The following is a 24,619-nucleotide window of genomic DNA, read 5'->3' as shown; positions in this document are numbered from 1 at the left end:
AAGCTAGTTCGGGAGACGCATTAGTGGATCATTTTTCGACATTTGCCGCCGGCGCGCCCTGGTTTGTCGGCTGGGGCACGCTGGCGCTGATCAACGCCGCGCTCGCACAGGGGAAAAACCGCAGCGGCCTGCTGTGGTTCCTGCTGTCGGTGCTGTTCGGCCCGTTCGCGACGCTCTTGCTGGTCCTGTTGCCCAAGGTGCGCAGCAAGATGTTCTAGTTGCACTCGGCTTGATGCCGAGTGGGGCGGGCCGTTGCCCCGCCCGGCGTGCAAACGGCGTGCCTTGCCGGCTTATTCGCCCAGCGCCTCGCGCATGAATTCCGGCTGTGCCAGTGCGCCGCGGTGAATGTCGGCGTTGTAATAGCGGGTCGTGAAATTCTTGCTGATCGCGCCGCGTTCGCGGAAACCGGACAGATCGCCGCCCTTGCGCGCCATCGTGCAGCTCCACCAGCCGGTCGGATAGCACGGCTGCGGAAACGGCAACGTACGCACTGCCGCGAAGCCCGACGTGCGCATCGCCGAGCGCATCGACTTGATCAGGTCCAGGTGCGCCAGCGGGGATTCGCTCTGCTGCACCAGGATACCGCCGTGGCGCAGGGCCTTGTGGCAGCTGGCGTAAAAAGCCGCGTTGAACAGGCCTTCGGCCGGACCGACCGGGTCGGTCGAGTCGACGATGATCAGGTCCAGCGACTCCGGTTCCGCCTCGGCCATGTACTTGATGCCGTCGATGAACAGCAGTTCGGCGCGCGGGTCATTGTTCGCCTCGCACAGTTCCGGGAAGTACTGCTCGGCGAGCCGTGTCACGCGCTCGTCGATTTCAACCTGTACGGCGGATTCGACTTCCTCATGCTTGAGCACCTCACGCAGCGTGCCGCAGTCGCCGCCGCCGATGATCACGACGCGCTTGGCACGCGCATGGGTGAACAGGGCCGGGTGGGTCATCATTTCGTGGTACAGGAAGTTGTCGCGCGTGGTCAGCATCACGCAGCCATCGATCACCATCAGGTTGCCCCAGTCGGTGGTCTTGTAGATCTCGATGGTCTGGAATGGTGTTTTCTCCGCATGCAGCTGTTGCTCGGTGCGGAAACCGATGGAGGAGCCGGAGGCCTGGTGGGCTTCGGTGAACCAGCTGGGCTGCTGAGACATGGCGGATGTTCCTGGGGAACCGTGGTGGGAGATAAAGACCCCCAATTATAGCGGCAACGGTGACCAGCGTCCCGTCACCCGTAGGCAAGGCCGATCGGGCGCCATGCGCATATCGTCACAGGTGACCATTACAATGGCGCCCTGGCATCGCCGGCGCAGCGCGTCTGGCAGCCATCAAGTCCGATCGGCCCCGCGGCGTGCGAGGCTTCCGGTCGCTCGGACTTCGAGCTCTTCCCGAGCAGACCGTCAAGGCTCGCCGCTGCGACTTTCATCATCCGTTGGTTGAGAGCCTGTTTATGATCTCCCCGTGGCTCGCGTTGTCGTTGAATGGCCGACAGGTGGTAGTGCGCGGCGCAGTGCCTGACGTCCGTCAGGTCAAGCCGCGCGCTGTCGCATGGCGGCCATTCAACGACAACCCTTCGGGCCGGGTCTGTTTGCGCGCAGGCCGGCGTCATCACTCGGTCGTGTACGGACGTACACTCCCTCGCTCTTCCTTGGCCTGCGCGCAAACAGCTCCCGGCGCGGGCTACGGGGAGATCATAAACAGGCTCTAAAGGAGCAACGCTGGTGGCGAAGCATTGGAATACAGATCAGGCCCGGCATACCTATGCCATCCCCCACTGGGGTGACGGTTACGTCGATGTCGACGCGGCCGGTCACATCGTGATGCGCCCGCGCGGCGCCAGTGGCCCGGCGTTGTCGTTGCCGGGGATTGTCGAGCGCGCCCGCAGCGAGGGCTTGCGGCTGCCGCTGCTGGTGCGTTTTCCCGACATCCTGGCCGACCGTCTGGCGCGGCTGCAAGGCGCGTTCGCCAAGGCGATCGGCGAATGGAATTACGCGGGCGGCTATACGGCCATCTATCCGATCAAGGTGAACCAGCAGCGTGGTGTGGTGGGCGAACTGGTGGCAGCCGGAACCCACGGCTTCGGTCTGGAAGCGGGCTCCAAGCCGGAGTTGATGGCCGTGCTGGCGATGGCGCGGCCCGGTTCCATCGTGATCTGCAACGGCTACAAGGATCGCGAATACATTCGCCTCGCGCTGATCGGGTTGAAGCTCGGCCTGCGCGTGCACATCGTGATCGAGAAGCTTTCCGAACTGGACCATGTATTCAGCGAAGCAAAGGCACTTGGTGTCGAGCCGCTGCTCGGTGTGCGCGTGCGACTCGCTTCGATCGGCGCCGGCAAGTGGCAGAACACCGGCGGCGACAAGGGCAAGTTCGGTCTCTCGCCGAATCAGGTGCTCACCCTGATCCAGCGACTGGATCAGGCCGGCCTCAAGCACACGCTGAAGCTGCAGCACTTCCACATGGGCTCGCAGATTTCGAACGTGCGCGACATCGCCAACGGCATGCGCGAAGCGACGCGCTACTTCGTTGAGCTGATCCGGATGGGCGTGCCGCTGGAGATCGTCGACGTCGGTGGTGGCCTCGGCGTGGACTACGAAGGCACCCGTTCGCGCAGCCACAACTCGATCAACTATTCGATCGAGCAATACGCTTCGACCATCGTGCAGTCGCTGGCCGAGGCGGTCGAGGCCGAAGGATTGCGCGCGCCGCACATCCTCACCGAAGCCGGCCGCGCGATGACCGCACATCATGCGGTGATGGTGGTCAACGTGACCGAGGTGGAGGAAGTGCCGGCCGGGACGATCCCGCCACCGTGCGACGACGAACCCGCCGTGCTGCGCCGGCTGCGCGAGACGTACGAAGAGCTCGGACGCCGCCCACCACTCGAGTTGTTCCACGAAGCCCAGCACCATCTCAGCGAAGGGCAGACGCTGTATGCGCTGGGTCAGCTCGCGCTGGCCGACCGTGCGCGGCTGGACGAGCTGTACTACGCCATCACCAACGCCGTGCGCACGCGCCTGCTGCCGGCGGAGCGCTCACATCGGCAGGCGCTGGACGAACTGGACGAGAAGCTGGTCGACAAGTACTTCGTCAATTTTTCGGTGTTCGAGTCGGTGCCGGATATCTGGGCGATTGGACAGATCTTCCCGATCACACCGATCGCGCGGCTCGACGAAGAACCCACCCGCCGCGGCGTGATTGTGGACCTCACCTGTGATTCGGATGGCCGCATCGACCATTACGTCGATGCCGAGGGCGTTGATGTGAGCCTGCCGTTGCACGCCCTCAATGAAGGCGAAAGTTACCGGCTTGGCATCTTCATGGTCGGTGCGTACCAGGAGACGCTCGGCGACATCCACAATCTGTTCGGCGACACCGATGCGGTGAATGTGCGCGTGGCCGACGACAGCTACGAGTTCGCCCACATCCGTCGAGGCGACACCACCGACCTGATGCTCGATTACGTCGGCTACGACCTCGATGCACTGCGCGCCGCCTATGCCGACCGGATGTCGGCCGCCGGCATCGTGGGCGACGAGGCCGCGCAGCTCGCCGAGGCGCTGCATCACGGGTTGACCGGTTACACCTATCTGGCTGAAGCGCTCTGACTGTTCACCGTCGCCAGGCATCTGCGCGGAGGCCCTCTGCGCAGATGCAACCCAATGACTATTCGTATCGAGGAAAGAAGTCCGGATGAGCGTGCTGTTGCTGTTATTGCTGAGCATTCTGCAAGGCGTCACCGAATTGTTCCCGGTCAGCAGCCTCGGCCATACCCTGCTGGTTCCCGCTCTGTTTGGCGTGCAGCTGGATCACCACGCGCCCGCGCTGCTACCGTTTCTGGTAGCCCTGCATCTGGGCACCGCGATCGCCCTGCTGTGGTATTTCCGTATCCGCTGGATCGCCATTGCACAGGGCTTCTTCGGCAGCCTGCGCGGTCGCCCCAGTGATGATGGTCATCTGGCCTGGGCGTTGCTGGTCGGCACGATACCGGCGGGCCTGGTCGGTCTGTGGCTGGAAAAGCCGCTTGAGCGCCTGTTTCACGATTTGCGCATCGTGGCATTTGCGCTGCTGGTCAATGGCATCGTGCTGTGGCTCGGTGGCCGTCGTGGCGATGACGAAGCATCAGAACGCGCACCTCAGCGTCTCACCCTGGTGCAGGCAGCGCTGGTCGGACTGGCGCAGATCGGCGCGCTGATTCCCGGCTTCTCGCGTAGCGGCCTGACCATGATCGCTGGCGCGCGAGTTGGGTTGACGCGCAAGGCCGCGGCGGAATTTTCATTCCTGCTCGGCACGCCGATCATCCTGGCGGCCGGCATGCTGGAGCTGCCCAAGCTGATGCACGATCATGCCCAGCTCGCCACGGCCGCGCTCGGCGGTGTGCTGACCGGTATCGCTGCTTATCTCAGCGTGCGTTTTCTGATGGGTTATTTCGAGGGGAGCGGGCGGCTGGCCTCGTTCGGCATCTATTGCATCGTGGCCGGCGCGCTCTGCCTCGGCTGGTTTGCGCTGCACCCGCTGGCGGCTTAGGCCCAAGTTCCGGGTGCCTTTCGTAGGAGCGCACCCTGTGTGCGAAAGACGCGACAGCGTCACCGCTCCGTAGGTTTTTCGCGCACAGGGTGCGCTCCTACAGGGTGCGTGGCCCGACGCTCGATCGAATCGCCGTATCATGAGCACTTCCCCTGCGAGAAGGACACGACATGACGAGTCTTGACGGCAAAGTGGCACTGATCACTGGCGCAGCCAGTGGTATCGGCAAGGCGATTGCCGAACTGTATGCGAAGAACGGCGCGGCCGTGGCGATCGCCGACATCAACCAACAGGCGGCGGATGCCGCGGCGGCCGAGATCAACGCCGCTGGTGGCAAAGCGATCGGCATCGCAATGGATGTCACCGACGAGGCCGCAGTGAATGCCGGCACCGACAAGGTGGTTGCGGCATTTGGCCGTCTGGACATCCTGATATCCAACGCCGGCGTGCAGATCATCAACCCGATCGACCAGTTCGCGTTCGCCGACTGGAAAAAGATGCTGGCGATCCATCTCGATGGTGGTTTCCTCACCACGAAGGCCGCGCTGCAGCACATGTACAAGGACGACGGTACCGGCAACAGCCGCGGCGGCATGGTGATCTACATGGGCTCGGTGCATTCGCATGAGGCGTCCAGGCTCAAGTCCGCCTATGTCACGGCCAAGCATGGCTTGCTCGGCCTGGCGCGCACGCTGGCGAAGGAAGGTGCACCACGCAATGTGCGCTCGCACGTGATCTGCCCCGGTTTCGTGCGTACGCCGCTGGTCGAAAAGCAGATACCCGAGCAGGCCAGGGAGCTTGGTATCAGCGAAGCGGACGTGATCAAGAACGTGATGCTGAAGGACACTGTCGATGGCGTGTTCACCACCGTCGATGACATCGCACAGACGGCGTTGTATCTGGCCACGTTCCCATCCGCCGCACTGACCGGACAAAGTATTGTGGTCAGTCACGGCTGGTATATGCAGTAAGCGCCATGGCCAACGATAAACGCAAACAGACACCAGTGACGCTGGCCGACGCGGTCGCGCGCGACTACCGCAGCGTCGCCCTGGTGCTGCAGGGCGGCGGTGCGCTGGGTGCGTATCAGGCGGGTGTCTATGAGGCGCTGCATGTGGCGGGGTTGCGGCCGAACTGGCTCGCCGGGATTTCGATCGGTGCGCTGAATGCTGCGATCATTGCCGGCAACGCGCCCGAACGGCGGGTCGAGCGACTGCACGAATTCTGGGACACCCTTTGCCAGCCCGCATACTGGCCCGCACCCACCCTGTTCGACGGTCTCTCGTGGCCGCTGACGATACAGAACAGCCTCAGCGGATTCGCCGCTTGGCGCGCGCTGATCGAGGGTCAGCCTGGCTTCTTCCGGCCACGGCTGGCGTCGCCATTGCTGCAGAGGCACGCCAGTCCGGCCACGACGAGCTGGTATGACACGGCACCGCTGCGCGCGACGCTGGAAAGACTGGTCGATTTCGATCGCATCAACGATGCACGCAGCGTGCGTGTGTCGATCGGTGCGGTGAACGTGCGTACCGGCAACTTCGCCTATTTCGACAACACGCATGGCGTGCTCAAGCTCGAACACTTCATGGCCTCGGGCGCATTGCCACCCGGGTTTCCGGCGGTGGAGATCGACGGTGAGTTCTACTGGGATGGCGGCATCGTCTCCAACACGCCGCTGTACAAGGTGCTGACCGAGCGGCCGCATCGCGATGCGCTGATCCTCCAGGTCGACTTGTGGAGCGCGGGCAATACGCTCCCGACTGACATGACCGGGGTCGCCGAACGGGCCAAGGAGATCCAGTATTCCAGCCGCACCCGATTGGTCACCGAATATATGCATGAGAACTGTGAGCAGCAGCGCCTGTTACATGAACTGATGGCGCTGGTGCCGCTCGATCAGCGCGACCACCCGGCCTTTCGCTGCGCCGAGGCGCGCGCGAACGGTGCGCGAACCAACCTGATCCACCTGATCTACAGCAACAAGCCCTACGAAGGGCACTACAAGGACTATGAGTTCAGCGCGAGCAGCATGCGCGGCCACTGGCAAAGCGGCGTGGCCGACATGCAGCACACGCTGACGCATCCACGCTGGTTCGACGCGCCCGATCCCGAGCATCCATTCGTGACGCACGACGTTCACCGCGCGGCCGATGTTCGTTGAGCTCGCGATAATCTACCTATCGAATCCCGAATCCCGAATCCCGCAGGAACACGCATGACCCTCAAAACAGCGAGCCCCCAAACAGCATTCATCGGACTCGGCGCGATGGGTGCGCCAATGGCAGGTCATCTCAACGCAAAGGGCCTGCTGCACGCCGTAGCGAATCGCACGCAGGCAAAGGCTGAGGCACTGGCTCGCGAATGGGGCGTGCTCGCACCGACCACGTTGGCCGAGCTCGGCGCGTCATGCGACGTGATTGCACTGTGCGTCACTGCCGATGCCGATGTGCTCAACCTGGTCGAGGCACTCGCACCGCACCTCAAACCCGGCGCGATCGTGATCGATCATTCTACGGTGGCGCCGGACACCGCCAGGCGAGCCGCGTTGCGGCTGGCACAAGTCGGCGCGCACTTCCTCGATGCGCCGGTCTCCGGTGGCGTGGAAGGTGCAAAGAACGGCAAATTGTCCATCATGGTCGGTGGCGATTCTGATGTGCTGCAACGGGCGATGCCCGTGCTGGAAGCCTATGCCCTGCGCGTCACCCATCTCGGCGACGTCGGTGCCGGCCAGGCGACCAAGGCGGTGAACCAGGTGTTGGTGGCTGGTATCGCACAGGCAGTCTGCGAGGGCCTCGCGCTCGGCGACGCGCTGGGCCTGGATCCCGAACGGCTTATCCCAACGCTCGGCGCCGGTGCCGCCGGCAACTGGTTCCTCGACAAGCGTGGTGCCACCATGCTGCGCAACGAGTTCAGCGTCGGCTTCAAGCTGGCCCTGCTGCACAAGGATCTCGCCATCGTTCGCGGCATCGCCGAACAGGCCGGCACCGCGACGAGTGTGATCGAGCGTTCGCTCGCCGACTATGCGCAGCTGATGAGCGAAGGCCATGGCGATGACGATATTTCGGCGCTGATCCGACTCAAACGCCGACAGTGATCGGCGCTTAGCCGAACAGGTTCATGGGACGGTATGCGGATTTCGCATCGAAACGAAAAAGGCCGCGCGGATGCGCGGCCTTTCATGGTGAACATCTAGCTGCAGCCTACTTCCCTTCTTTCAACGCAATCGCATTGATCCCGGCGCCGGCCAGACGCTGCTTGGTCGATTCCAGCTCGGTGGCGGACGGGAACGGCCCGAGGCGGACACGGTGAAAGGTCTGGCCACCGATGCTGACGGACTGCACGTTGGCGATGAAGCCCTGCATGGCGAGCTTGGCCTTCAACGTTTCCGCATCGGCGGCGCTTGGGAAGGCACCGACCTGCAGCAGGTAACCGCTGCCAGCAGCGGGCGTCGGAGCCGCGCTGGCGGGAGCGGCAGTGATGTTTTCGCTGACGGCAGCCGGAGTACGGGTGCTGGGCGTTGCATGCTGGGCAGCGGCCGGTGGCTGCTGGGCTGGAGCCTCCTGCTGGGCCGACTGTGAGGCAAGCTGTTTCTGCTGCTGTTCGGCACGGGCCTGCGCGCTGATTTCGGCGTCCGGAATACGCACTTCTTTTTCCGACAGCACGGAATAGAAATCGTATTGCGGCTTCTTCGGCGCGGCCACACTGGCTGCCGGTTCGGCCACGCCCGGCTCGCTGCCGGGTTCGGCGGTAGCTTGCGGGTTCGCCTGCGGGCCGACGGGTTTCTGCAGGCTGCTCAGCAAGCTGCCGCGCATCATCACGACCGCCAGGATCGCACCGACCAGGATGCCGATGACCGCATATCCCCAGCCGGGAAAGCCATTGTTGCCATTGCGCACGGCCTGCCGGCCCCTGCCCTTGCGTGCTGCCATTACATGCTCTCCGGGGCGCTCAGGCCCAATAATTCAAGACCGTTCTTCAGTACCTGACGCGTAGCCATCAGCAACACCAGGCGTGCGTCGCGCTGCGGCTTGTCGTCGATCAAAACTTTGTGCTTGTCGTAAAAGCTGTGCAACGCATTGGCCAACTCGCGCAATGCGGTCGCCAGCAGGTGCGGCTCGAGATTGGCGGCTGCAGTTTCGACCAGCTCCGGGTACTTCGACAACTCGGTCAGCAGGATCTGTTCGTCCTCGTTGCCGAGCAGGTGCAGCTGGGCGAGGCCGTCGCCCGCGTCGAACGTCCAGCCCTTTTCCGCCATCTGGCGGAATACCCGGCAGATGCGGGCGTGGGCGTACTGCACGTAGTAGACCGGATTGTCACGCGTCTGCGAGCGGGCCAGGTCGATGTCGAACACCAGCTGCGAATCGGACTTGCGCGAGATGAGGAAGAAGCGCGTGGCATCGCGGCCGACTTCGTCGATCAGGTCGCGCAAGGTGACGTAGCTGCCGGCACGCTTGGAGATCTTCACTTCCTCGCCGCCGCGCATCACGGTCACCATCTGGTGCAGCACGTATTCCGGCCAACCCTTCGGGATGCCCGTATCGAGCGCCTGCAGGCCGGCCTTCACGCGCGCCAGCGAGCCATGGTGATCGGAGCCGAGTTCGGTGATCGCGCGCTCGTAACCGCGCTGCCACTTGCTACGGTGATAGGCAACGTCCGGTAGGAAATAGGTATAAGTGCCGTCGGACTTGCGCATGACGCGGTCCTTGTCGTCACCGAAATCCGTGGTGCGCAGCCACAGCGCGCCACCTTCTTCATAGGTGTGGCCGTGGGCAACCAGCTCGCGAACGGTCTCTTCCACCTTGCCGTCGGTATACAGGGACGATTCGAGGAAGTAGGTGTCGAAGCCGACACCGAATGCCTTCAGATCGAGATCCTGCTCGCGGCGCAGGCTTGCCACGGCGAAATGGCGGATCGCCTCGAGGTCATCGACATCACCGGCGCCGGTCACTGTCTCGCCATCGGCCATGACCGACTCGCGATCGAGATAGGCACGCGCGACGTCGGCGATGTAGTCGCCGCGGTAACCGTTTTCCGGCCAGCCGCTGTCGTCCGGGGTAATGCCGCGCGCACGCGCTTGCACCGAGATCGCGAGGTTCGCAATCTGCACGCCGGCGTCGTTGTAATAGAACTCGCGTCGGACATTCCAGCCGGTGGCCTCAAGCAGCCGACTCAGGCAGTCGCCAATTGCCGCGGCGCGGCCGTGGCCCACATGCAACGGACCGGTCGGGTTGGCCGAGACAAATTCCACGCCCGCCATCTTGCCGGCACCGCTGCGGCTGCGGCCGTAAGCGTCGCCCTGATCAAGGATCTGCTGCAGCTCGGCGTGATACGCCTCTGCGGCCAGGTAGAAGTTGATGAAGCCGGGGCCGGCGATTTCCACCTTCTCCACCAGCGCATTCGCGGGCAAAGCGGCCACCAGTTTCTCGGCCAGCTCGCGCGGCTTGAGGCGCGCTGGCTTGGCCAGCAACATCGCCACGTTGCAGGCGAAGTCGCCGTGTTCGCGGCTGCGCGCACGTTCGATCACAAACCCCGGAAGTGGCAGGTCGACGGGCAGGGTGGCATCGCCTTGCAGCGTCTGGATGGCCTGCAAAACTAGGTCGCGCAACTGTGCTTTCACGGGGCGGGATCATTTCCTGATGGAACCGCCAATTCTAACAGACCGCCTCAGGGTCGAACGCGGGATGTCGACGGTGATCGAGTCCGGCCGGCATCGCCATGGCTTGCCCGGATTTTGATGCACTGCGGCGGCTGGTGTTGTGGATAAGTCTGTGGGGAAAGCTTGAGACGTGCGGTAGAAGTGTGTTCCCTCGCCGCGAAAATCAGGGTTATCAAAAAAATAACGTATCAAAATCAATTAATTAGAATAACAATCTGTCCCTGGGTGTACGAAAGGGCCGGCAAGTGCCTATATCGCTACTTTGTGTATAAGTTTCGGCAACCTGCCGGCGCTAACTTCATGCGATGGACGTCATTGGTTTGTCATGCGGCGCTGCGACACTGCCCGTGTGCCAAGCATGACTCCCCTCCATGACAGGCATCTGGAGACGCCGCTCTCTCCCCTTACTCAATCGGCCCCACGGCGTGGTTCACTACCACGCCGTTTTTTTGGTGTCTGAGTCCCGGCACCGGCTACCCCGGAGAGCTTGGCCGGCTCAAAGCAGGCCGCGGGCTGCCATCGATACCGGTTCGCCGCTGCCGATCACCAGATGATCGAGCACACGCACACCGACCAGTTGCAATGCATCGCGCAGGTCATGGGTGATCGCGCGGTCGGCGGCGCTGGGTTCGGCAACACCCGAGGGGTGATTGTGCGCAAAGATCACGGCGCTGGCGTTGTGCTGCAAACATGCCCGCACCACTTCGCGCGGATGCACGCTGGCGCCATCCACGGTGCCGCGAAACAGCTCCTCGAAGGCCAGCACGCGGTGACGATTGTCCAGGTAGAGGCAGCCGAACACCTCGTACGGTAGATGGCGCAGGCGCGCCCGCAGGTAGTCGCCGCTGTCGCGCGGATTGCCCAGACTTTGCCGTTGCTGCAGTTCTTCAGCCAGGCTGCGTCGGGCCAGCTCCAGCGCGGCGATGATCCGTGCCCGTTTGGCCGGGCCCATGCCGCTGGCGCGGATCTGTTGCTCGGGGCGGCTCAGCAGCGCGCCCAGGCTGCCAGCGTTGATCAGCAGTTCGCGACCCAGTGCAATCGCGTCCTTGCCGCGAGTGCCGCTGCCCAGCAACACCGCCAGCAGCTCGGCATCGGAGAGCATGGCGCTGCCGTTGCCAAGCAGTTTTTCACGGGGACGTTCACCTTCGGGCCAATCGCGGATACTCATCCTGGTAGCCTGCAGGCTGCCACCCATTTAGCGCAGCGGCTGAACCGAACGAATCCGGTAAGCTACGTGTCTGCCCGATTGTCAGGCCCGTCTTACATGAGTCTTGCTCAACGCCGTATCTTGCTGGGAGTGTCCGGTGGCATCGCCGCCTACAAGTCCTGCGAACTGGTCCGTCGCCTGCGCGATCTGGATGCGCAAGTGCGCGTGGTGATGACCGAGCGCGCAACCCACTTCGTCAGCCCGACCACGTTTCAGGCGCTATCGGGCCAGAGCGTGCGGGTAAGCCTCTGGGATGAACAGGCCGAAGCGGCGATGGGCCATATCGAGCTGGCGCGCTGGGCCGAACGTATCCTCATCGCGCCCGCCAGCGCGGACCTGCTGGCGCGGCTGGCACATGGGCTGGCCGATGACCTGCTGACCACATTGTGTCTGGCCAGCGCCGCGCCGTTGTATCTCGCGCCGGCGATGAACCAGCAGATGTGGGCGCACCCGGCGGTACAGGCAAATATCGAAACATTGCGTCAGCGTGGTGCGCATTTGCTGGGGCCGGCTGCGGGCGAGCAGGCCTGCGGCGATATCGGCAGTGGCCGCATGCTCGAACCGCATGAGTTGCGTGAAGCATTGGTGGCCTCGTTCGGCGGCGGCTCCCTGGCTGGCTTGAGCGTGCTGGTCAGCGCCGGACCGACGTACGAGGATATCGATCCCGTACGCTTCATCGGCAACCGCAGCTCCGGCCGCATGGGTTTTGCGATCGCGCAGGCTGCCGCGCAGGAGGGTGCCAGGGTGACTCTGGTCGCCGGACCAGTGAGCCTTGCAACGCCCGTGGGCATAGCGCAGCGCATCGACGTGCGCAGCGCCGCACAGATGCACGCGGCCGTACTCGATGCTGCCACGCAGGCGGACATCTATATCGGCGCGGCAGCCGTGGGTGATTACCGCCCGCAGGAAATAGCCACGCACAAACTGAAGAAGCACGACGGCGCGGGGTTGTCCCTGCAGCTCAGTGAAAATCCGGACATTCTGGCCAGCCTGTCAGCGAAAACTGTGCACCCCTTCCTGGTCGGATTCGCCGCCGAGACGCATGATGTGGCGAGCTACGCGCAGGACAAACTGCGACGCAAGGGTCTGGACATGATCGCTGCCAATCAGGTCGGCGGCGGCCTTGGTTTCGAGGCGGCCGACAATGCGTTGACTCTGTACTGGGGCGACGGCGCGCTCGAGCTGCCGCGTGCGTCCAAACCGGAGCTGGCGCAACAGCTGATTGCGCAGGTGGCCGCGCGCTACCGATCCGGGCGTTCCTGATGGATCGGGCGATCATTGACGTTGAACTGAAGGTTCTCGATCCACGTCTCGGTGACAGCATCCCGCTGCCACAGGCCGCCACTCCAGGCAGTGCCGGCATGGATCTGCGCGCCGCACTCGAGCAACCGCTCACCCTGGCACCGGGCGAGAGTGCGCTGGTACCCAGCGGCATCGCGATCCACATCGGCGACCCGGGCTGGTGCGCACTGATCGTGCCGCGCTCCGGCCTGGGCCATAAACACGGTCTGGTCATGGGCAATCTGGTCGGGGTCATCGATGCCGACTACCAGGGCCCGCTAATGATTTCGTGCTGGAATCGCGGCACTCAGCCCTACACCATCGCCGTGGGTGATCGCATCGCCCAGCTGCTGCTGGTGCCGGTCGCACAGGCGCGGCTGAATATCGTGACGACATTTGCGCCGAGCGAGCGCGGTGACGGTGGGTTTGGTTCGACGGGTATCAAGTAGGATGGGCGGGTCCGATGTGAAGCGAGCCGATGCGACATGGATCGGCCTGGCATGCACAACCTGCGGGGGCAGGATATGGCGATAAGCATCACCGGGTCGCGTCTGCGCGGTCTGCAGGTTGACTGGCGACATCAGCTGTTACTGGCCGGCGGCACGCTGCTGCTCATGGCGGGGCTGTTCTGCGGCTGGCAGACCTGGTTGATTGCCAATGAAAGCAACGCCATCGAACGCGTGCATGCGGCACAGAATGAAGCCGTGAAGGTGCTGTCCGCAGAGATCGCCAGCGAGCGTGGCAACGTCATGAGGGTGCTGGCGACGGCCGATCCGAACACCCTGATGAGCGACCCGGTAAAGGCGGCGGCTGCGTTGCGCCAGCAATTGCCGCAGGCCAGAAAACTGGAGCTGTATAGCGGCGATCTGAACGAGGTGTTGCACGCCAACTACCGCGAGTTTGGCTATGCCAAGGCGGCCCAGCTGATGGCTGCGCAGGGCGCGGATGGGATGCCGCCGGCGCAAAGCGTTTCCTATGGCAAGGGCGATCGTCGACTGAGTCTGGTCATTCCGTTGGGATCATCGTCGCAAGTGAAGGCCTGGGCCTGGGTCGAGCTGCCGTTCGCGCCATTGCAGCAGCGATTCGAGTCGGTCTCGCCTGCTGGCGGCCGCCTGGATTTGCGACAGGGCAATGAGCGTGGCGACCTGCAGCTGCTGTCGAACGGGACCGCCTCGGCCGAACCGGAGAAAACGGGCAAGCCGGTTGCGGGCAGCATGTTCAGCGTGGGCGCCGGGTTGCCGGGCGCGTTCATCGTATTGCCGCGCTCCTGGTTGCTGAGCGCGTTGTTGACGCTGCTGGGGTTGGGCGGCGGGATATTTCTGCTGTGGTTGCGCACTCGTGTGCGTGAGTCTTCAGCGCTCGTACCCGAGGAGTTGGCGTTGCCCGCAAGAATCGAGAATACCCGCGCGCTGGCCGAGCCGCCGCCTGCGGTCGCCAAGCCACCAGCGCCTCCTGCCACGGCGGCGCTCATGGTGGATCCGAGTATCTTTCGCGCGTACGACGTGCGCGGCGTCGTAGGCAAGACCCTGAACAAGGACGTTGCGCACGCCCTCGGTCAATCGATCGGCACGCTGATGGGCGAGAAGGGCCTGCGCGAAATCGTGGTCGGTCGTGATGGCCGCTTGTCCGGCCCGGAGCTGGCCGGTGCGTTGTCCGACGGCTTGCGTGCGGCCGGCATCGACGTGATCGACGTGGGCGCGGTGCCGACGCCGGTCGTCTACTACGCGGCCTATCGATTCAATACCGGCTGTGGCGTGGCGGTCACCGGCAGCCACAACCCACCGGACTACAACGGATTCAAGATCGTGGTCGGCGGCGAGACACTGGCCGAAGCGGCGATCCAGGACCTGTACCAACGAATCGCCAGCGGCGCGTTGGAAAGTGGTGGCCAGGGCAGCCTGCGCCAGGTCGACGTGGGCCCGGATTACGTCGAGAAAATCGTCTCCGACGTGTTGGCCGAGCGTAGCCTGAAGATCGTCGTCGATTGCGGCAACGGCATTCCTGGTGCGCTGGCGCCACAGGTGCTCGAAGGCGTCGGTTGCGAAGTGATCTCGCTGTATTGCGATGTCGACGGCACTTTTCCGAATCATCATCCGGATCCGTCCGATCCGCACAACCTGGAAGATCTGATCCTTTCGGTGCAAAGCACCGGCGCCGATCTTGGCATCGCGTTTGACGGCGACGGCGATCGCCTCGGCGTGGTGACCAAATCCGGCGAGATCATCTATCCGGACCGCCTGCTGATGCTGTTCGCGCGCGATGTGCTGTCGCGCCAGCCGGGCGCCACGATCATCTATGACGTGAAATGCACCGGCCATTTGAAAGCCCAGATTCTCGATGCCGGTGGCAGCCCGCTGATGTGGCGTACCGGCCATTCGCTGATCAAGGCAAAGATGCGTGAAACCGGCGCCGAGCTGGCTGGCGAAATGAGTGGCCACTTCTTCTTCAAGGAGCGCTGGTACGGTTTCGATGATGGCATCTACGCGGCGGCGCGGTTGCTGGAGATACTCGCAGGAGATCTGCAGGGGCGCACGCCGGAGGAGATCTTCGACACACTGCCGAAGAATATCTCCACGCCGGAGCTCAAGATCGAACTGGCCGAAGGCGAGCACTATCGCTTCATGGACAAGTTGCGCCAGCAGGCCAGTTTCGGCGACGCCACGCTTATCACCATCGACGGCGTACGTGCCGATTGGCCGGATGGTTGGGGTCTGGTCCGAGCTTCCAACACCACGCCGGTGCTGGTGCTGCGTTTCGAAGCGGACAACCCGGTCGCGCTCAAGCGCATCCAGCAGGTTTTCAGCACGCAATTGCTCGCGGTGGATCCCACGCTGAAGCTGCCGTTCTAAAGAATCAGGTTTCGGCGGAGCCGGGACCTGTGTTCAATACCCTTGCTGCAGGAAGAGGGCGCCCACTGAGGGCGCTCATTCGTGATGAGCTGCGCCTTACTGCGCCGGCTGTTCTTGTGCCGCCTTCAGTTGACGATATCGCACCAGCTGGGTGGCCTGCAGCTTTACCGTCTGCGCTCGCACGGCCTGCTGGCGTTCCAGCGCGTTGCGCTGGCCGGTGACGATGTTGCGTTGCGTGCTGATGCTGTCGGCCAGGAACTTCGGTACCGGCGCCTTGGCGCGCTCGATATCGGCGGCACGCGTAAGCAGGTCAGTCAGCGCTTTCTCCTGAATCTGGAGATTGGTCTGGGTGGTGTGGATCTGCTGGTCGATCGTATCCAGCGCCTGCTGCTGCGAGATCTTGAACGACTCCTCGTCCGGATAGGCAGACAGCATCTGCGCTTCGGCCTTGGCCCGTTCCTGCACGGCGTGCTGCTGCTCGGCTTGCTCGGCCGCCAGCTTGTTCGCCGCCGCCCGTTCCTGCGGATTCAATTGTCGCGCCACATGCTGGATGACCAGGCCCTGGGCGTTGACCACTTCGTAGCCGTACTTCATTGCATCAGCGGTGAGGCTGTCGCTGAATTGCATCTGGCCCTGGCCGTCATACCATTTGTAATGGTAGGCGCTGGCGTTGGCCGTGCTGGCTGTCTGGGCGTGCGCCGACACGCCCGCGAGCAGCGTGGCAGCGGCAAAAATAGATAGTAACTTGCGCATGGATTCTCCCTTGCTTGGCAGTATAGCCGGCGTCATCGCGCTGCCTAGCTACGCGCCGATGGCAACGGCTGCCAGCGTGACCGGGTTCACCGAGCCTGCCTTGCTAGTCATGACTCAGCGCTGCACCCCGTAGCGCTCGCGGTAGGCCAGCAAACGAGCGTGTTCGGCGGCCAGCTGCGGCCGTTCCCCGGCATACGCCAGCACATCGTCGAAGCCGGTGATCGCGATCACCGGAATGCCGTGGTCAGCCGCAACCTCCTGCGCAGCCGAGCGCTCGCCCTGCCCGCGCTCCTGACGATCCAGTGCAATCAGCACACCCGCCGGCTGCGCGCCATGCGCACGGATCAGCTCTAGCGATTCGCGCACGGCGGTGCCGGCGGTCATCACATCGTCGACGATCAGCACGCGACCGTTGAGCGGCGCACCCACCAACACGCCGCCCTCGCCATGATCCTTGGCTTCTTTGCGGTTGTATGCCCACGGCAGGTCCCGCTGATGCTGATCGGCCAGCGCGATGGCGGTCGCCGCGGCCAGCGGGATGCCCTTGTAAGCTGGGCCGAACAGCATGTCCACGGCCAAGCCGGAGTTCACCAGCGCCTCGGCGTAGGCACGGCCCAGCTGGGCCAGCGCTGCACCGGAATCGATCCGGCCCATGTTGAAGAAGTACGGGCTTTGCCGTCCGGATTTCAGGGTGAACTCACCAAAGCGCAGCACGTCGCGTTGCAGGGTGAGTTCGATGAAGTCGCGCTGATAATCGTGCACAGGTCGTCTCGCCAATAGTTGGATTCAGGGCCGGTCGGGATTCAGGGCAGGATACGCAGCAGCAGGTGCTGCGGACCGGAACGGCCGCCATGGTACAGCTCGCCGCTGTCGGTGAAGCCGGCGCGCAGGTACAAGTGCAACGCCGCGTGATTATTGCAGTTGACGGTGAGCACCAGCAGATGCGCCTGCGTATGACGTTTGGCCACGTCGGCAATAAGCGCGGCAAGCGCCTGCGTTCCCAGCCCGCGACCCTGCCAGCAAGCATCGATGAAGAACGCACGCAGGCCCAGCGCCGGCACCGCGAAATCATGCCCGGCCACGCTGCGCGCATTCGGTTCGATGCGGTAATAGCCCACCGGGGTATCGCCTCGCAGGATCGCCATCGGCTCGCTACCGGGGCACAGCGCCACGTCGGCCAGCAGATCCTCGATGACACGGACCCAATCGCGCTGTGCCGGCAGCACGCTCAGGCCGAGCAGCGCCGGGCGCAGTGCGGCATCGACCGGCGCGACGCGGATGCTGGAGTCATCGGGTGTGTTCACGTCAGGCCTGCTCTGTCTGGGCATGTGTCGCCACCACGAAAGGCGCTGGTGATGCGCTGCGGTTGTTATGATCGCCTATCACTGCCGGGAGACTCCATGCGTATCATCAGCCTCAACGCCAATGGCATCCGTTCGGCCGCGACCAAGGGCGTGTTCGACTGGTTGCGCACACAGAACGCCGACGTGGTCTGCCTGCAGGAGACCAAGGCGCAGGAGGATCAATTGACCGATCCGATGTTCCGCCCGGATGGCCATCATTGCTTCTATCGCGATGCCAGCAGCAAGAAAGGTTACAGCGGCGTGGCGATCTATGCGAAACGCGAGCCCGATCAGGTATTGACCGAGTTGGGTTGGGACGCATTCGATCAGGAGGGCCGCTACATCGAGGCGCGGTTCGGCAATCTCTCGGTGGTCTCGTTGTACGTGCCCTCGGGATCCTCCGGCGACGAGCGCCAGCAGTTCAAGTTCAAGGTGATGGAATGGCTCACGCCGATCTTCGATCAGTGGTTGAAGAGCGGGCGTGACTACGTCATTTGCGGCGACTGGAATATCGTGCACACGAAGAACGACATCAAGAACTGGAGTTCCAATCAGAAGAACTCCGGCTGCCTGCCCGAAGAGCGCGCGTGGCTGGATATGCTGTTCCAGCAGCGCGGCTGGGTCGACAGCTTTCGCGCGCTGAAGCCCGATGCCGTCGAGTATACGTGGTGGTCGAACCGGGGCCAGGCGCGCGCGAACAATGTCGGTTGGCGCATCGATTACCAGGTTGCGACGCCCTCACTGCGCGATCGCATGAGCGGCTGCTCGATTTATCGCGACCAGCGCTTCTCCGACCATGCGCCGTACACGGTGGACTATGCCGACTGAGCCGGCCGTCCCCGGCGCGCGCAAGCCGTCGGTGTGGCGTGCGTTTTCGCAACCGGCGGCGAGGACAATGTGTCTGCTCGGCTTTTCTTCGGGCTTGCCGTTTCTGCTCGTCGCCGGAACCTTGGCGTTCTGGCTCAAGGAAAACGGCATCGTGCTGAAGGACATCACGATGATTGCCAGTGCAGGCATGACGTATGCCCTGAAGTTCCTGTGGGCTCCGTTGCTTGATCACTGGCGCCTGCCGGTTTTTACCCGGTTGGGACAACGCCGCGGTTGGTTGCTGTTCGCTCAGCTGGGTGTGCTTGCGGGCTTGCTGGCGATGGCGGTGCTTACGCCGCATCAACTGGCGCCCTTTGTGGCGGCGACGCTCTTCGTTGCTTTCATGGGTGCCACGCAGGACATTGCCATCGATGCCTACCGCATCGAGATTGCACCCATGTCGGCACAGGGCGCCCTGGTCGCCACTTATTCGCTGGGCTATCGCTTCGGCTTGCTCGCTGCCGGCGCATTGGCGTTGATCCTTGCCGATCACATGGCATGGAGCACGGTCTATGCGCTGATGGCGATCCTGATGGTGGTGCCGATCATCACTACCCTGGTCATGCAAGAGCCGCAGCTACGTCGCATGCTGCCCTCCTCATGGCGCGAGGCGATGCGCGACAGCGTCATCGATCCGTTCGCTGACTTCTTTCGCCGTTACCGCTGGACTCTCGCGGCGGTGATCGTGTTGTTCATCCTGCTATTCAAGATTCCCGAGCAGTCGATCGTTGGTGGCGTCATGAGTCCGTTTTATCGGGACATGGGTTTCTCGAAGACCGAAATCGGCGCCGTCACCAAGATCTATGGCGTCTGGATCGGCATTGCCGGCGCCTTCGTGGGCGGTGCCGCAGTCGCTCGCTGGGGCGTATGGCGAGTGCTCGGCATCGCCATCGTGCTGGAAAGCTGCAGCAACCTTTTGTACCTGCTACTGATCGGTCACCACGGCAGTTTGATGATGCTGGGCGTGGCTATTTCCGGGCAGAACTTCGCCGAGGGCCTGCTGGGGCCGCCGACCGTGGCGTTCCTGTCGTCGCTGGTCAACAAGCAGCACACAGGCACCCAATACGCGCTGCTGAGCTCTCTGGTCAATCTGCCCGGCAAGGTGCTTGGCTTCTTTGCGGGTGGGATCGTGGCGGAAACCGGTTACGGAGAGTATTTCGTCATCACCGTGCTGTCGATCCTTCCGGCCATGGGGTTATTTGCTTATCTGTGGCCACGCTTTCGCGGTATCGAGCGTATGCAGCAAGCCGTGGATCAGTCGGGCGCGACGTAATCGCAGCGGCGATCAGGTCGTCGCGGTTGACTACCGTGACCGCGCTGACCTGAATGGCGGTCAGTAGCCAGCGATGAACTTCCCCTGCGCTGTTTTCGCGATGCAATCCATACATCGAGCGAATCGAGCCGCGCTAAGATGACATTCGGGTCACGGAAGTCGTCGCCGGATGCGTCGGAATGCGAGTCAGCGCAAGGAACATCACGTTCCCGGGTCACCTTTCAAAGAGAGATGCTTGTGCCGGACATGATCTTGCAGCATGTCGACAGCCTGTTGGTCGAGCGCATCAGGTCGCTGGCCAAGGAGCGGCAGTGCCCGGTCAATGACGTCATGCTGGATGCCTTGCGCCATGGCCTGGGCGTGTCACCCGCGCAGGAGACCAGCGAAACGCTATGCGATCCGCAAGCGCTGATGGTGCTTGGCGGTCATTGGGGAGCGGAGGAAAGAGGGGTGTTCGAGGAAGCGCTGCATGCCTTGGCGCAGACCCCGGCGACTCAATTGGCGCCGGAAAACACCCGTGTCGAGGAGCCCGACGCGGGCGCCGAGTAAATCGCGCCAAGTACCCGCGGGCCCTTTGCGCCGGTGACCGCGGGAAGGTTGCCGGGCAGCCCGAGCAGACGCTGCCGCGCGAGCCATGCAAACGCACTGGCTTCGATAAAGTCCGGATCGACGCCGAACTCGGCAATGCTGCATACGGTGCGTGGCGCCAGCAGTTCGCCCAGCCGCCGCATCATGGCGCCGTTGTGCGTACCGCCGCCGCAAGCCAGCACGTCTTCAGCGGTAGGTGCCTGTTCGTCGATCGCCGCGGCTACGCTGCGCGCCGTCAACTCCAGCAACGTCGCCTGCACGTCGGCCACGCTCACTGCGGCCAGCCGCGGATGCGTGGCCAGCCAGTTCAGGTGAAAGTGTTCGCGCCCAGTGCTCTTGGGTGGCGGCAGCGCGAAATAGCTATCGGCCAGCATGGCGTCGAGCAAGCTTTGATCGACTTGGCCACTTGCCGCAAACGCGCCTTCGCGGTCAAACGATTCGCCACGATGACGCAGGCACCAGGCGTCGAGCAGGCCGTTGGCCGGGCCTGTATCGAAACCGAGCACGCTGCCGTCCGCAGCGAGCACGGTGATGTTCGCAATGCCGCCGAGGTTGAGTATCACCCGCGTGTGCCCCGGCCGAGCCAACAGCATCGCGTGCAGCGCCGGCAGCAACGGCGCGCCCTGCCCGCCAGCGGCGATATCGGCGCGGCGAAAATCCGCCACCACGTCGATGTGGCAACGTTCGGCCATCACCGTGGGGTCGCCCAGTTGCAGCGTGAAGGGGTACTCGCCCGTGGGGCGGTGACGCAGGGTCTGCCCGTGCGAACCGATGGCGCGCACCGATGATGTTGGAGTGCCGCTGTGCTCGAGCAACTGCAGGGCGGCGTCCGCGAAGCAATGGCCGATTTCGACGTCGAGTCGCCCATAGGCGTCCAGATCCAGCGCAGCTTCACCCTGTGCCAGCGCCAACATGCGATCGCGCAACGCTGATGGCCACGGGTGGGCATGGGTGGCTTTTACTTGCGGCAGGCCATCGTTGAAACTGACCAGTGCGACGTCGATGCTGTCCGCACTAGTGCCGGAAATCATTCCCAGATAAAGCGCCGAGGCGTCATCCACGCTAGCGCTGCTCTCAGTTGTCGTTGTTGGTGGGAGCGTTTGCGCGCGCCAGTTTGATCTGGGCATCCAGCTCGGTCAGTCGCGCCAGTTGGGGCTGCACGACCTGTGCCTTGAACCTGGCCATCTGAACCGCTGGCAGCGGCTCGGGTGGCGGCAAAGTCACGGTCTGCGGGTTGCGCTGCACGCCATCGACACGGAATTCGTAGTGAAGGTGCGGGCCGGTGGCGAGGCCGGTCATGCCAACAAAGCCAATCACCTGACCCTGCTGCACATGCTGGCCGATCCTTTCGTCAGCAAATCGCGACATGTGGCCGTAGGCCGTGCTGATGGTGCTGTTGTGCTGGATGATCACGAAGTTGCCGTAGCCATTCATCCAGCCGCGGAACTTGATCACGCCATCACCGGCGGCATGAATCGGCGTACCTGTCGGAGCGGCGTAGTCCACACCCTTGTGCGCGCGCATCAGGCCCAGAATCGGGTGCAGGCGCGCCGCGCTGAACGTCGAGGAGATCCGGGTGAAGTCGACCGGGATGCGCAGGAACGATTTCTGGATCGGTCGCCCGTCCTCACTGAACCAACCGTCGGTGCCGTCGGCCTTCTTGAAGCGATAAGCGGTGTAGCGCGTGCCTTGATTGATGAATTCAGCGGCAACGATGTTGCCCTCGCCGTAGCGGGTGCCATCACGGTAGACATCGTCGTAGATCACCGTGAAGCTGTCGCCCAGGCGAAGATCCTGCACGAAATCGATGTCGTACTTGAACAGGTCAGCGAGCTTGCCGACCATCGCGGCGTCCATGCCGGCCTGATCGCCCGCAGCGTACAGACTGCTGCGGATGACACCGTGGGCGACCTGCTCGCGCAAATCCATGTCGCGCCGCTGGATGGCGACCGTCGGGTGTGCACCATCGAGGCGAATGATGGCTCGGCTGGCCTGGTCCTGATCGAAGCGCAAACCCTTGAGGCTGCCGTCACTGCCCAGCAGGAAGTCGAACTCGTCGCCAGGACGGATGTTATGCAGCGCGGTCTTCGCGCTGCCAGCGGCATCCATCACCTTCTGCAGATCCGTCATGCTGAGGCCGCGACCGCCGAAGATGTCCGACAGCGTCTGGCCGGGCTGTACGCGCACGACCTGCCAGTCATCCACGGTGGGGACGGGTGCGCTGATAGGGGTATCCCGCGGCAATGCCAGCGTCAGCAGTGCATGGGCTTCCGGCACTGGCGCGGGACGCATGGCGCTGGCCCAGGCCGGCATGATGAAGCCGGACACCAGGGTGATCAGCAGCGCGGTACCGGCGAGCACCCAACGCTCGCGATGCCAGTGAATCGGCTCGACTTCAGCGGAACGGTTGAACGACCAGTGCGAGCAGCGCTCGTAAAAGTGGGAATGCTGACGTTGTGCCTTGCGGCAGATGGCCTGTTTGCGCGCATGACGCGCCCCCTGATTCTCTTCAGCCATGCTCTAGGTGTCCCGCGGTACAAAGTAACAAACAGGGGGTACCATAACGGTCATGTGTAAATGGCGTCAACGCCTTTTCCATCAAGGGTTTGCGTGCGGTTCCTGGTTAACGCACAATTAACGTTGGCGACACAGCCGGATGTCCCGGCACCGGTTGCGCCCACTGTCACCACTAAGGAAATGCATGAGCGAGCTTGAGCAGGCGCTGGCCACGATTGCGCGTGGCGCCGACGAAATCATCAAGCGGGAGGACCTGGCCGAGCGTCTGAAAAGCGGCCGCCCGTTGCGCATCAAGGCGGGCTTCGACCCGACTGCTCCGGATCTGCATCTGGGTCATACGGTGCTGCTGAACAAAATGCGGCAGTTTCAGGATCTGGGCCACCAGGTGATCTTTTTGATCGGTGACTTCACCGGCATGATCGGCGATCCCACCGGCAAGAACGTCACCCGCAAGCCGCTCACCCGTGAGGATGTGCTGGCCAACGCCGAGACTTATGCCAGTCAGGTCTACAAGGTGCTGGACAAGACACGCACCGAGCTGCGCTTCAATTCCGAATGGTTTGGCCAGATGTCTGCGACCGACCTGATCAAACTGGCCGCACAACATACGGTTGCGCGCATGCTCGAGCGCGATGACTTCGCCAAGCGTTACGCCGCGCAGCAACCGATCGCGATCCACGAGTTCCTGTATCCGATAACGCAGGGCTACGACTCGGTCGCGTTGAAGTGCGACGTCGAACTCGGCGGCACCGATCAGAAATTCAACCTGCTGATGGGGCGCGCGCTGCAGGAGCACCATGGCCAGCCCGCGCAAATCGTGCTGACGATGCCGCTGTTGGTGGGCCTGGACGGCGTCAACAAGATGTCCAAGTCGCTCGGCAACTACATCGGCATCAACGAGCCGGCGATCGACATGGTCACCAAGACCATGAAAATCGGCGACGAGTTGATGTGGCGCTGGTTTGAGCTGCTCAGCTTCGACGTGTCGCTGGATGAGCTGGCGCAGATGAAGCGCGAGGTCGCCAGCGGGGTGCTCAATCCGCGTGACGCGAAGCTGCGCCTCGCGCGCGAGCTGACAACGCGTTTCCATGATGCCGCCGCTGCCGAGCAGGCGATCGCCGGCTGGCAAGCCGTGGTGAGCGGTGAAGGCGATACCAGCCTGCTGCCACTTACGGAAATCGCCGTGCCTGCAGAAGGGCTGCGTCTGCCTGCACTACTTACTGCAGCAGGCCTCACGCCGAGTAACGCCGAGGCGAATCGCAAGCTCAAGGAACGCGCGGTGCGCATCGACGCAGAAGTTGTCGAAGATGCACAACGCGTGTTTTCCCCGGGTTTCGAAGGGGTTTTGCAGATCGGCAAGCGCAACTTCGCTCGCGTGCTGTTGAAGCTCGCATGAGCTGATCGCGATGACGCAACGTCGTCGCGATGCGTTCGCGAACGGATGTTTCGCATGGGAACAACGTCTTACGCGAAGCTTGGAAAATAATTTCAGAAATAGCTTGCCAAACCGGGGTCGCCTACCTAGTATTCGCCACCCCGCCGCTGCAGCGCATCGCACGGCACACCGGCAGCAAAAAAGTTCTTCTGCAGGTGTTGACGGTCGCGAAAAGCGATGTAGAATGGGCGGCTCACCTAGGACGAAACGTCTCAGGTAGTTACTGAGGAATCAGTAACAAGCGATTGATCTTTGACAGTGTGCGCAGGTGAATTGTGTGGACGTCTTGCGATGGAGGGTTACGACCTGTCCAAAGAAATGCAAGCGTCCAA

Annotated in this window: 22 protein-coding genes; 13 read left to right on the top strand and 9 right to left on the bottom strand. The window is 63.2% G+C overall.

Annotation, left to right across the window (positions count from 1 at the left end; genetic code table 11):
* Positions 1-23: 23 nt before the first annotated feature.
* A complete protein-coding gene (locus HDE77_RS20620; protein ID WP_184419448.1) occupies positions 24-218 on the top strand; it encodes an antitermination protein NusB in 195 nt (64 codons plus the stop codon).
* 72 nt (positions 219-290) lie between these two features.
* Here HDE77_RS20620 and speE read toward each other — a convergent pair whose 3' ends face one another.
* Positions 291-1,145, bottom strand: a complete 855-nt coding sequence (gene speE / locus HDE77_RS18775; protein WP_184419447.1) for a polyamine aminopropyltransferase — start codon at positions 1,143-1,145, stop codon at positions 291-293.
* 567 nt (positions 1,146-1,712) lie between these two features.
* On the opposite strand from speE, the gene speA reads away from it, so the two are divergent.
* The 5 genes from speA (at position 1,713) to HDE77_RS18750 (ending at position 7,612) form a co-directional block, all read left to right on the top strand.
* Positions 1,713-3,599 (top strand): arginine decarboxylase, encoded by a 1,887-nt coding sequence (gene speA, locus HDE77_RS18770; RefSeq protein WP_184419446.1) that lies wholly within the window; start codon positions 1,713-1,715, stop codon positions 3,597-3,599.
* Positions 3,600-3,684: 85 nt separating this feature from the next.
* A complete protein-coding gene (locus HDE77_RS18765) occupies positions 3,685-4,518 on the top strand; it encodes an undecaprenyl-diphosphate phosphatase (RefSeq protein WP_184419445.1) in 834 nt (277 codons plus the stop codon).
* A 170-nt stretch (positions 4,519-4,688) separates the two neighbouring features.
* Positions 4,689-5,489 (top strand): 3-hydroxybutyrate dehydrogenase, encoded by an 801-nt coding sequence (locus tag HDE77_RS18760; protein WP_184419444.1) that lies wholly within the window; start codon positions 4,689-4,691, stop codon positions 5,487-5,489.
* A gap of 5 nt (positions 5,490-5,494) precedes the next feature.
* Positions 5,495-6,679, top strand: a complete 1,185-nt coding sequence (locus HDE77_RS18755; RefSeq protein WP_184419443.1) for a patatin-like phospholipase family protein — start codon at positions 5,495-5,497, stop codon at positions 6,677-6,679.
* A gap of 54 nt (positions 6,680-6,733) precedes the next feature.
* Positions 6,734-7,612, top strand: a complete 879-nt coding sequence (locus tag HDE77_RS18750) for an NAD(P)-dependent oxidoreductase (RefSeq protein WP_184419442.1) — start codon at positions 6,734-6,736, stop codon at positions 7,610-7,612.
* A 106-nt stretch (positions 7,613-7,718) separates the two neighbouring features.
* Here HDE77_RS18750 and HDE77_RS18745 read toward each other — a convergent pair whose 3' ends face one another.
* The 3 genes from HDE77_RS18745 to radC all read right to left on the bottom strand — a co-directional run bounded on the left by HDE77_RS18745 (position 7,719) and on the right by radC (position 11,342).
* The gene (locus tag HDE77_RS18745) at positions 7,719-8,447 is read right to left on the bottom strand and encodes an SPOR domain-containing protein (RefSeq protein WP_184419441.1); all 729 of its coding nucleotides are present in this window, start codon (positions 8,445-8,447) and stop codon (positions 7,719-7,721) included.
* Complete coding sequence (gene argS / locus HDE77_RS18740) at positions 8,447-10,135, bottom strand: arginine--tRNA ligase (protein WP_184419440.1); 1,689 nt, start codon at positions 10,133-10,135, stop codon at positions 8,447-8,449. The genes HDE77_RS18745 and argS overlap by 1 nt, the downstream gene beginning before the upstream one ends.
* Before the next feature lie 535 nt (positions 10,136-10,670).
* Positions 10,671-11,342, bottom strand: a complete 672-nt coding sequence (gene radC, locus HDE77_RS18735) for a DNA repair protein RadC (RefSeq protein WP_184419439.1) — start codon at positions 11,340-11,342, stop codon at positions 10,671-10,673.
* Positions 11,343-11,438: 96 nt separating this feature from the next.
* On the opposite strand from radC, the gene coaBC reads away from it, so the two are divergent.
* The 3 genes from coaBC to HDE77_RS20615 all read left to right on the top strand — a co-directional run bounded on the left by coaBC (position 11,439) and on the right by HDE77_RS20615 (position 15,511).
* The gene (gene coaBC / locus HDE77_RS18730) at positions 11,439-12,644 is read left to right on the top strand and encodes a bifunctional phosphopantothenoylcysteine decarboxylase/phosphopantothenate--cysteine ligase CoaBC (RefSeq protein ID WP_184419438.1); all 1,206 of its coding nucleotides are present in this window, start codon (positions 11,439-11,441) and stop codon (positions 12,642-12,644) included.
* Between the two features lie 11 nt (positions 12,645-12,655).
* Positions 12,656-13,111 carry a dUTP diphosphatase gene (gene dut, locus HDE77_RS18725; protein ID WP_184419476.1) on the top strand — a complete coding sequence of 152 codons (456 nt, stop codon included), beginning with the start codon at positions 12,656-12,658 and terminating at the stop codon, positions 13,109-13,111.
* A 75-nt stretch (positions 13,112-13,186) separates the two neighbouring features.
* Positions 13,187-15,511 (top strand): phosphomannomutase/phosphoglucomutase, encoded by a 2,325-nt coding sequence (locus HDE77_RS20615; RefSeq protein WP_184419475.1) that lies wholly within the window; start codon positions 13,187-13,189, stop codon positions 15,509-15,511.
* 96 nt (positions 15,512-15,607) lie between these two features.
* Here HDE77_RS20615 and HDE77_RS18715 read toward each other — a convergent pair whose 3' ends face one another.
* The 3 genes from HDE77_RS18715 to HDE77_RS18705 form a co-directional block, all read right to left on the bottom strand.
* Positions 15,608-16,264, bottom strand: a complete 657-nt coding sequence (locus HDE77_RS18715; RefSeq protein ID WP_184419437.1) for a DUF4124 domain-containing protein — start codon at positions 16,262-16,264, stop codon at positions 15,608-15,610.
* Between the two features lie 114 nt (positions 16,265-16,378).
* The gene (gene pyrE / locus HDE77_RS18710; protein WP_184419436.1) at positions 16,379-17,026 is read right to left on the bottom strand and encodes an orotate phosphoribosyltransferase; all 648 of its coding nucleotides are present in this window, start codon (positions 17,024-17,026) and stop codon (positions 16,379-16,381) included.
* Positions 17,027-17,067: 41 nt separating this feature from the next.
* A complete protein-coding gene (locus HDE77_RS18705; protein WP_343206138.1) occupies positions 17,068-17,568 on the bottom strand; it encodes a GNAT family N-acetyltransferase in 501 nt (166 codons plus the stop codon).
* 96 nt (positions 17,569-17,664) lie between these two features.
* Here HDE77_RS18705 and HDE77_RS18700 point away from each other — a divergent pair, with 96 nt between their 5' ends.
* The 3 genes from HDE77_RS18700 (at position 17,665) to HDE77_RS18690 (ending at position 20,296) form a co-directional block, all read left to right on the top strand.
* Positions 17,665-18,435, top strand: a complete 771-nt coding sequence (locus tag HDE77_RS18700) for an exodeoxyribonuclease III (RefSeq protein ID WP_184419434.1) — start codon at positions 17,665-17,667, stop codon at positions 18,433-18,435.
* Positions 18,425-19,747 (top strand): MFS transporter, encoded by a 1,323-nt coding sequence (locus HDE77_RS18695; protein WP_255482812.1) that lies wholly within the window; start codon positions 18,425-18,427, stop codon positions 19,745-19,747. Before HDE77_RS18700 ends, HDE77_RS18695 begins: the two co-directional genes overlap by 11 nt.
* Before the next feature lie 246 nt (positions 19,748-19,993).
* The gene (locus tag HDE77_RS18690; protein ID WP_255482811.1) at positions 19,994-20,296 is read left to right on the top strand and encodes a hypothetical protein; all 303 of its coding nucleotides are present in this window, start codon (positions 19,994-19,996) and stop codon (positions 20,294-20,296) included.
* Here the strand turns inward: HDE77_RS18690 and HDE77_RS18685 are convergent.
* On the bottom strand, positions 20,242-21,396 hold the full coding sequence (locus tag HDE77_RS18685; RefSeq protein ID WP_184419432.1) for an anhydro-N-acetylmuramic acid kinase: 1,155 nt from the start codon (positions 21,394-21,396) through the stop codon (positions 20,242-20,244). The genes HDE77_RS18690 and HDE77_RS18685 overlap by 55 nt on opposite strands.
* Before the next feature lie 13 nt (positions 21,397-21,409).
* Positions 21,410-22,852, bottom strand: a complete 1,443-nt coding sequence (locus HDE77_RS18680) for a M23 family metallopeptidase (RefSeq protein WP_184419431.1) — start codon at positions 22,850-22,852, stop codon at positions 21,410-21,412.
* 184 nt (positions 22,853-23,036) lie between these two features.
* Between HDE77_RS18680 and tyrS the strand changes: the two genes are divergently transcribed.
* Complete coding sequence (tyrS, locus tag HDE77_RS18675; protein ID WP_184419430.1) at positions 23,037-24,248, top strand: tyrosine--tRNA ligase; 1,212 nt, start codon at positions 23,037-23,039, stop codon at positions 24,246-24,248.
* Positions 24,249-24,619 lie beyond the last annotated feature (371 nt).

The sequence above is a fragment of the Rhodanobacter sp. MP7CTX1 genome (assembly GCF_014205795.1).
Taxonomy (GTDB): domain Bacteria; phylum Pseudomonadota; class Gammaproteobacteria; order Xanthomonadales; family Rhodanobacteraceae; genus Rhodanobacter.
The sequence above is the reverse complement of the archived record's forward strand: the minus strand, read 5'-3'. Positions and strand labels throughout refer to the sequence as shown.

Coding starts and splice junctions, on each gene's coding strand:
- HDE77_RS18715 (WP_184419437.1), bottom strand. CDS start 16,264: ATGCGCAAGTTACTATCTATTTTTGCCGCTGCCACGCTGCTCGCGGGC.
- HDE77_RS18700 (WP_184419434.1), top strand. CDS start 17,665: ATGCGTATCATCAGCCTCAACGCCAATGGCATCCGTTCGGCCGCGACC.
- HDE77_RS18695 (WP_255482812.1), top strand. CDS start 18,425: ATGCCGACTGAGCCGGCCGTCCCCGGCGCGCGCAAGCCGTCGGTGTGG.
- HDE77_RS18680 (WP_184419431.1), bottom strand. CDS start 22,852: ATGGCTGAAGAGAATCAGGGGGCGCGTCATGCGCGCAAACAGGCCATC.
- HDE77_RS18755 (WP_184419443.1), top strand. CDS start 5,495: ATGGCCAACGATAAACGCAAACAGACACCAGTGACGCTGGCCGACGCG.
- HDE77_RS18690 (WP_255482811.1), top strand. CDS start 19,994: ATGATCTTGCAGCATGTCGACAGCCTGTTGGTCGAGCGCATCAGGTCG.
- HDE77_RS18760 (WP_184419444.1), top strand. CDS start 4,689: ATGACGAGTCTTGACGGCAAAGTGGCACTGATCACTGGCGCAGCCAGT.
- HDE77_RS18745 (WP_184419441.1), bottom strand. CDS start 8,447: ATGGCAGCACGCAAGGGCAGGGGCCGGCAGGCCGTGCGCAATGGCAAC.
- HDE77_RS20615 (WP_184419475.1), top strand. CDS start 13,187: ATGGCGATAAGCATCACCGGGTCGCGTCTGCGCGGTCTGCAGGTTGAC.
- HDE77_RS18750 (WP_184419442.1), top strand. CDS start 6,734: ATGACCCTCAAAACAGCGAGCCCCCAAACAGCATTCATCGGACTCGGC.
- speE (WP_184419447.1), bottom strand. CDS start 1,145: ATGTCTCAGCAGCCCAGCTGGTTCACCGAAGCCCACCAGGCCTCCGGC.
- coaBC (WP_184419438.1), top strand. CDS start 11,439: ATGAGTCTTGCTCAACGCCGTATCTTGCTGGGAGTGTCCGGTGGCATC.
- radC (WP_184419439.1), bottom strand. CDS start 11,342: ATGAGTATCCGCGATTGGCCCGAAGGTGAACGTCCCCGTGAAAAACTG.
- tyrS (WP_184419430.1), top strand. CDS start 23,037: ATGAGCGAGCTTGAGCAGGCGCTGGCCACGATTGCGCGTGGCGCCGAC.
- HDE77_RS18765 (WP_184419445.1), top strand. CDS start 3,685: ATGAGCGTGCTGTTGCTGTTATTGCTGAGCATTCTGCAAGGCGTCACC.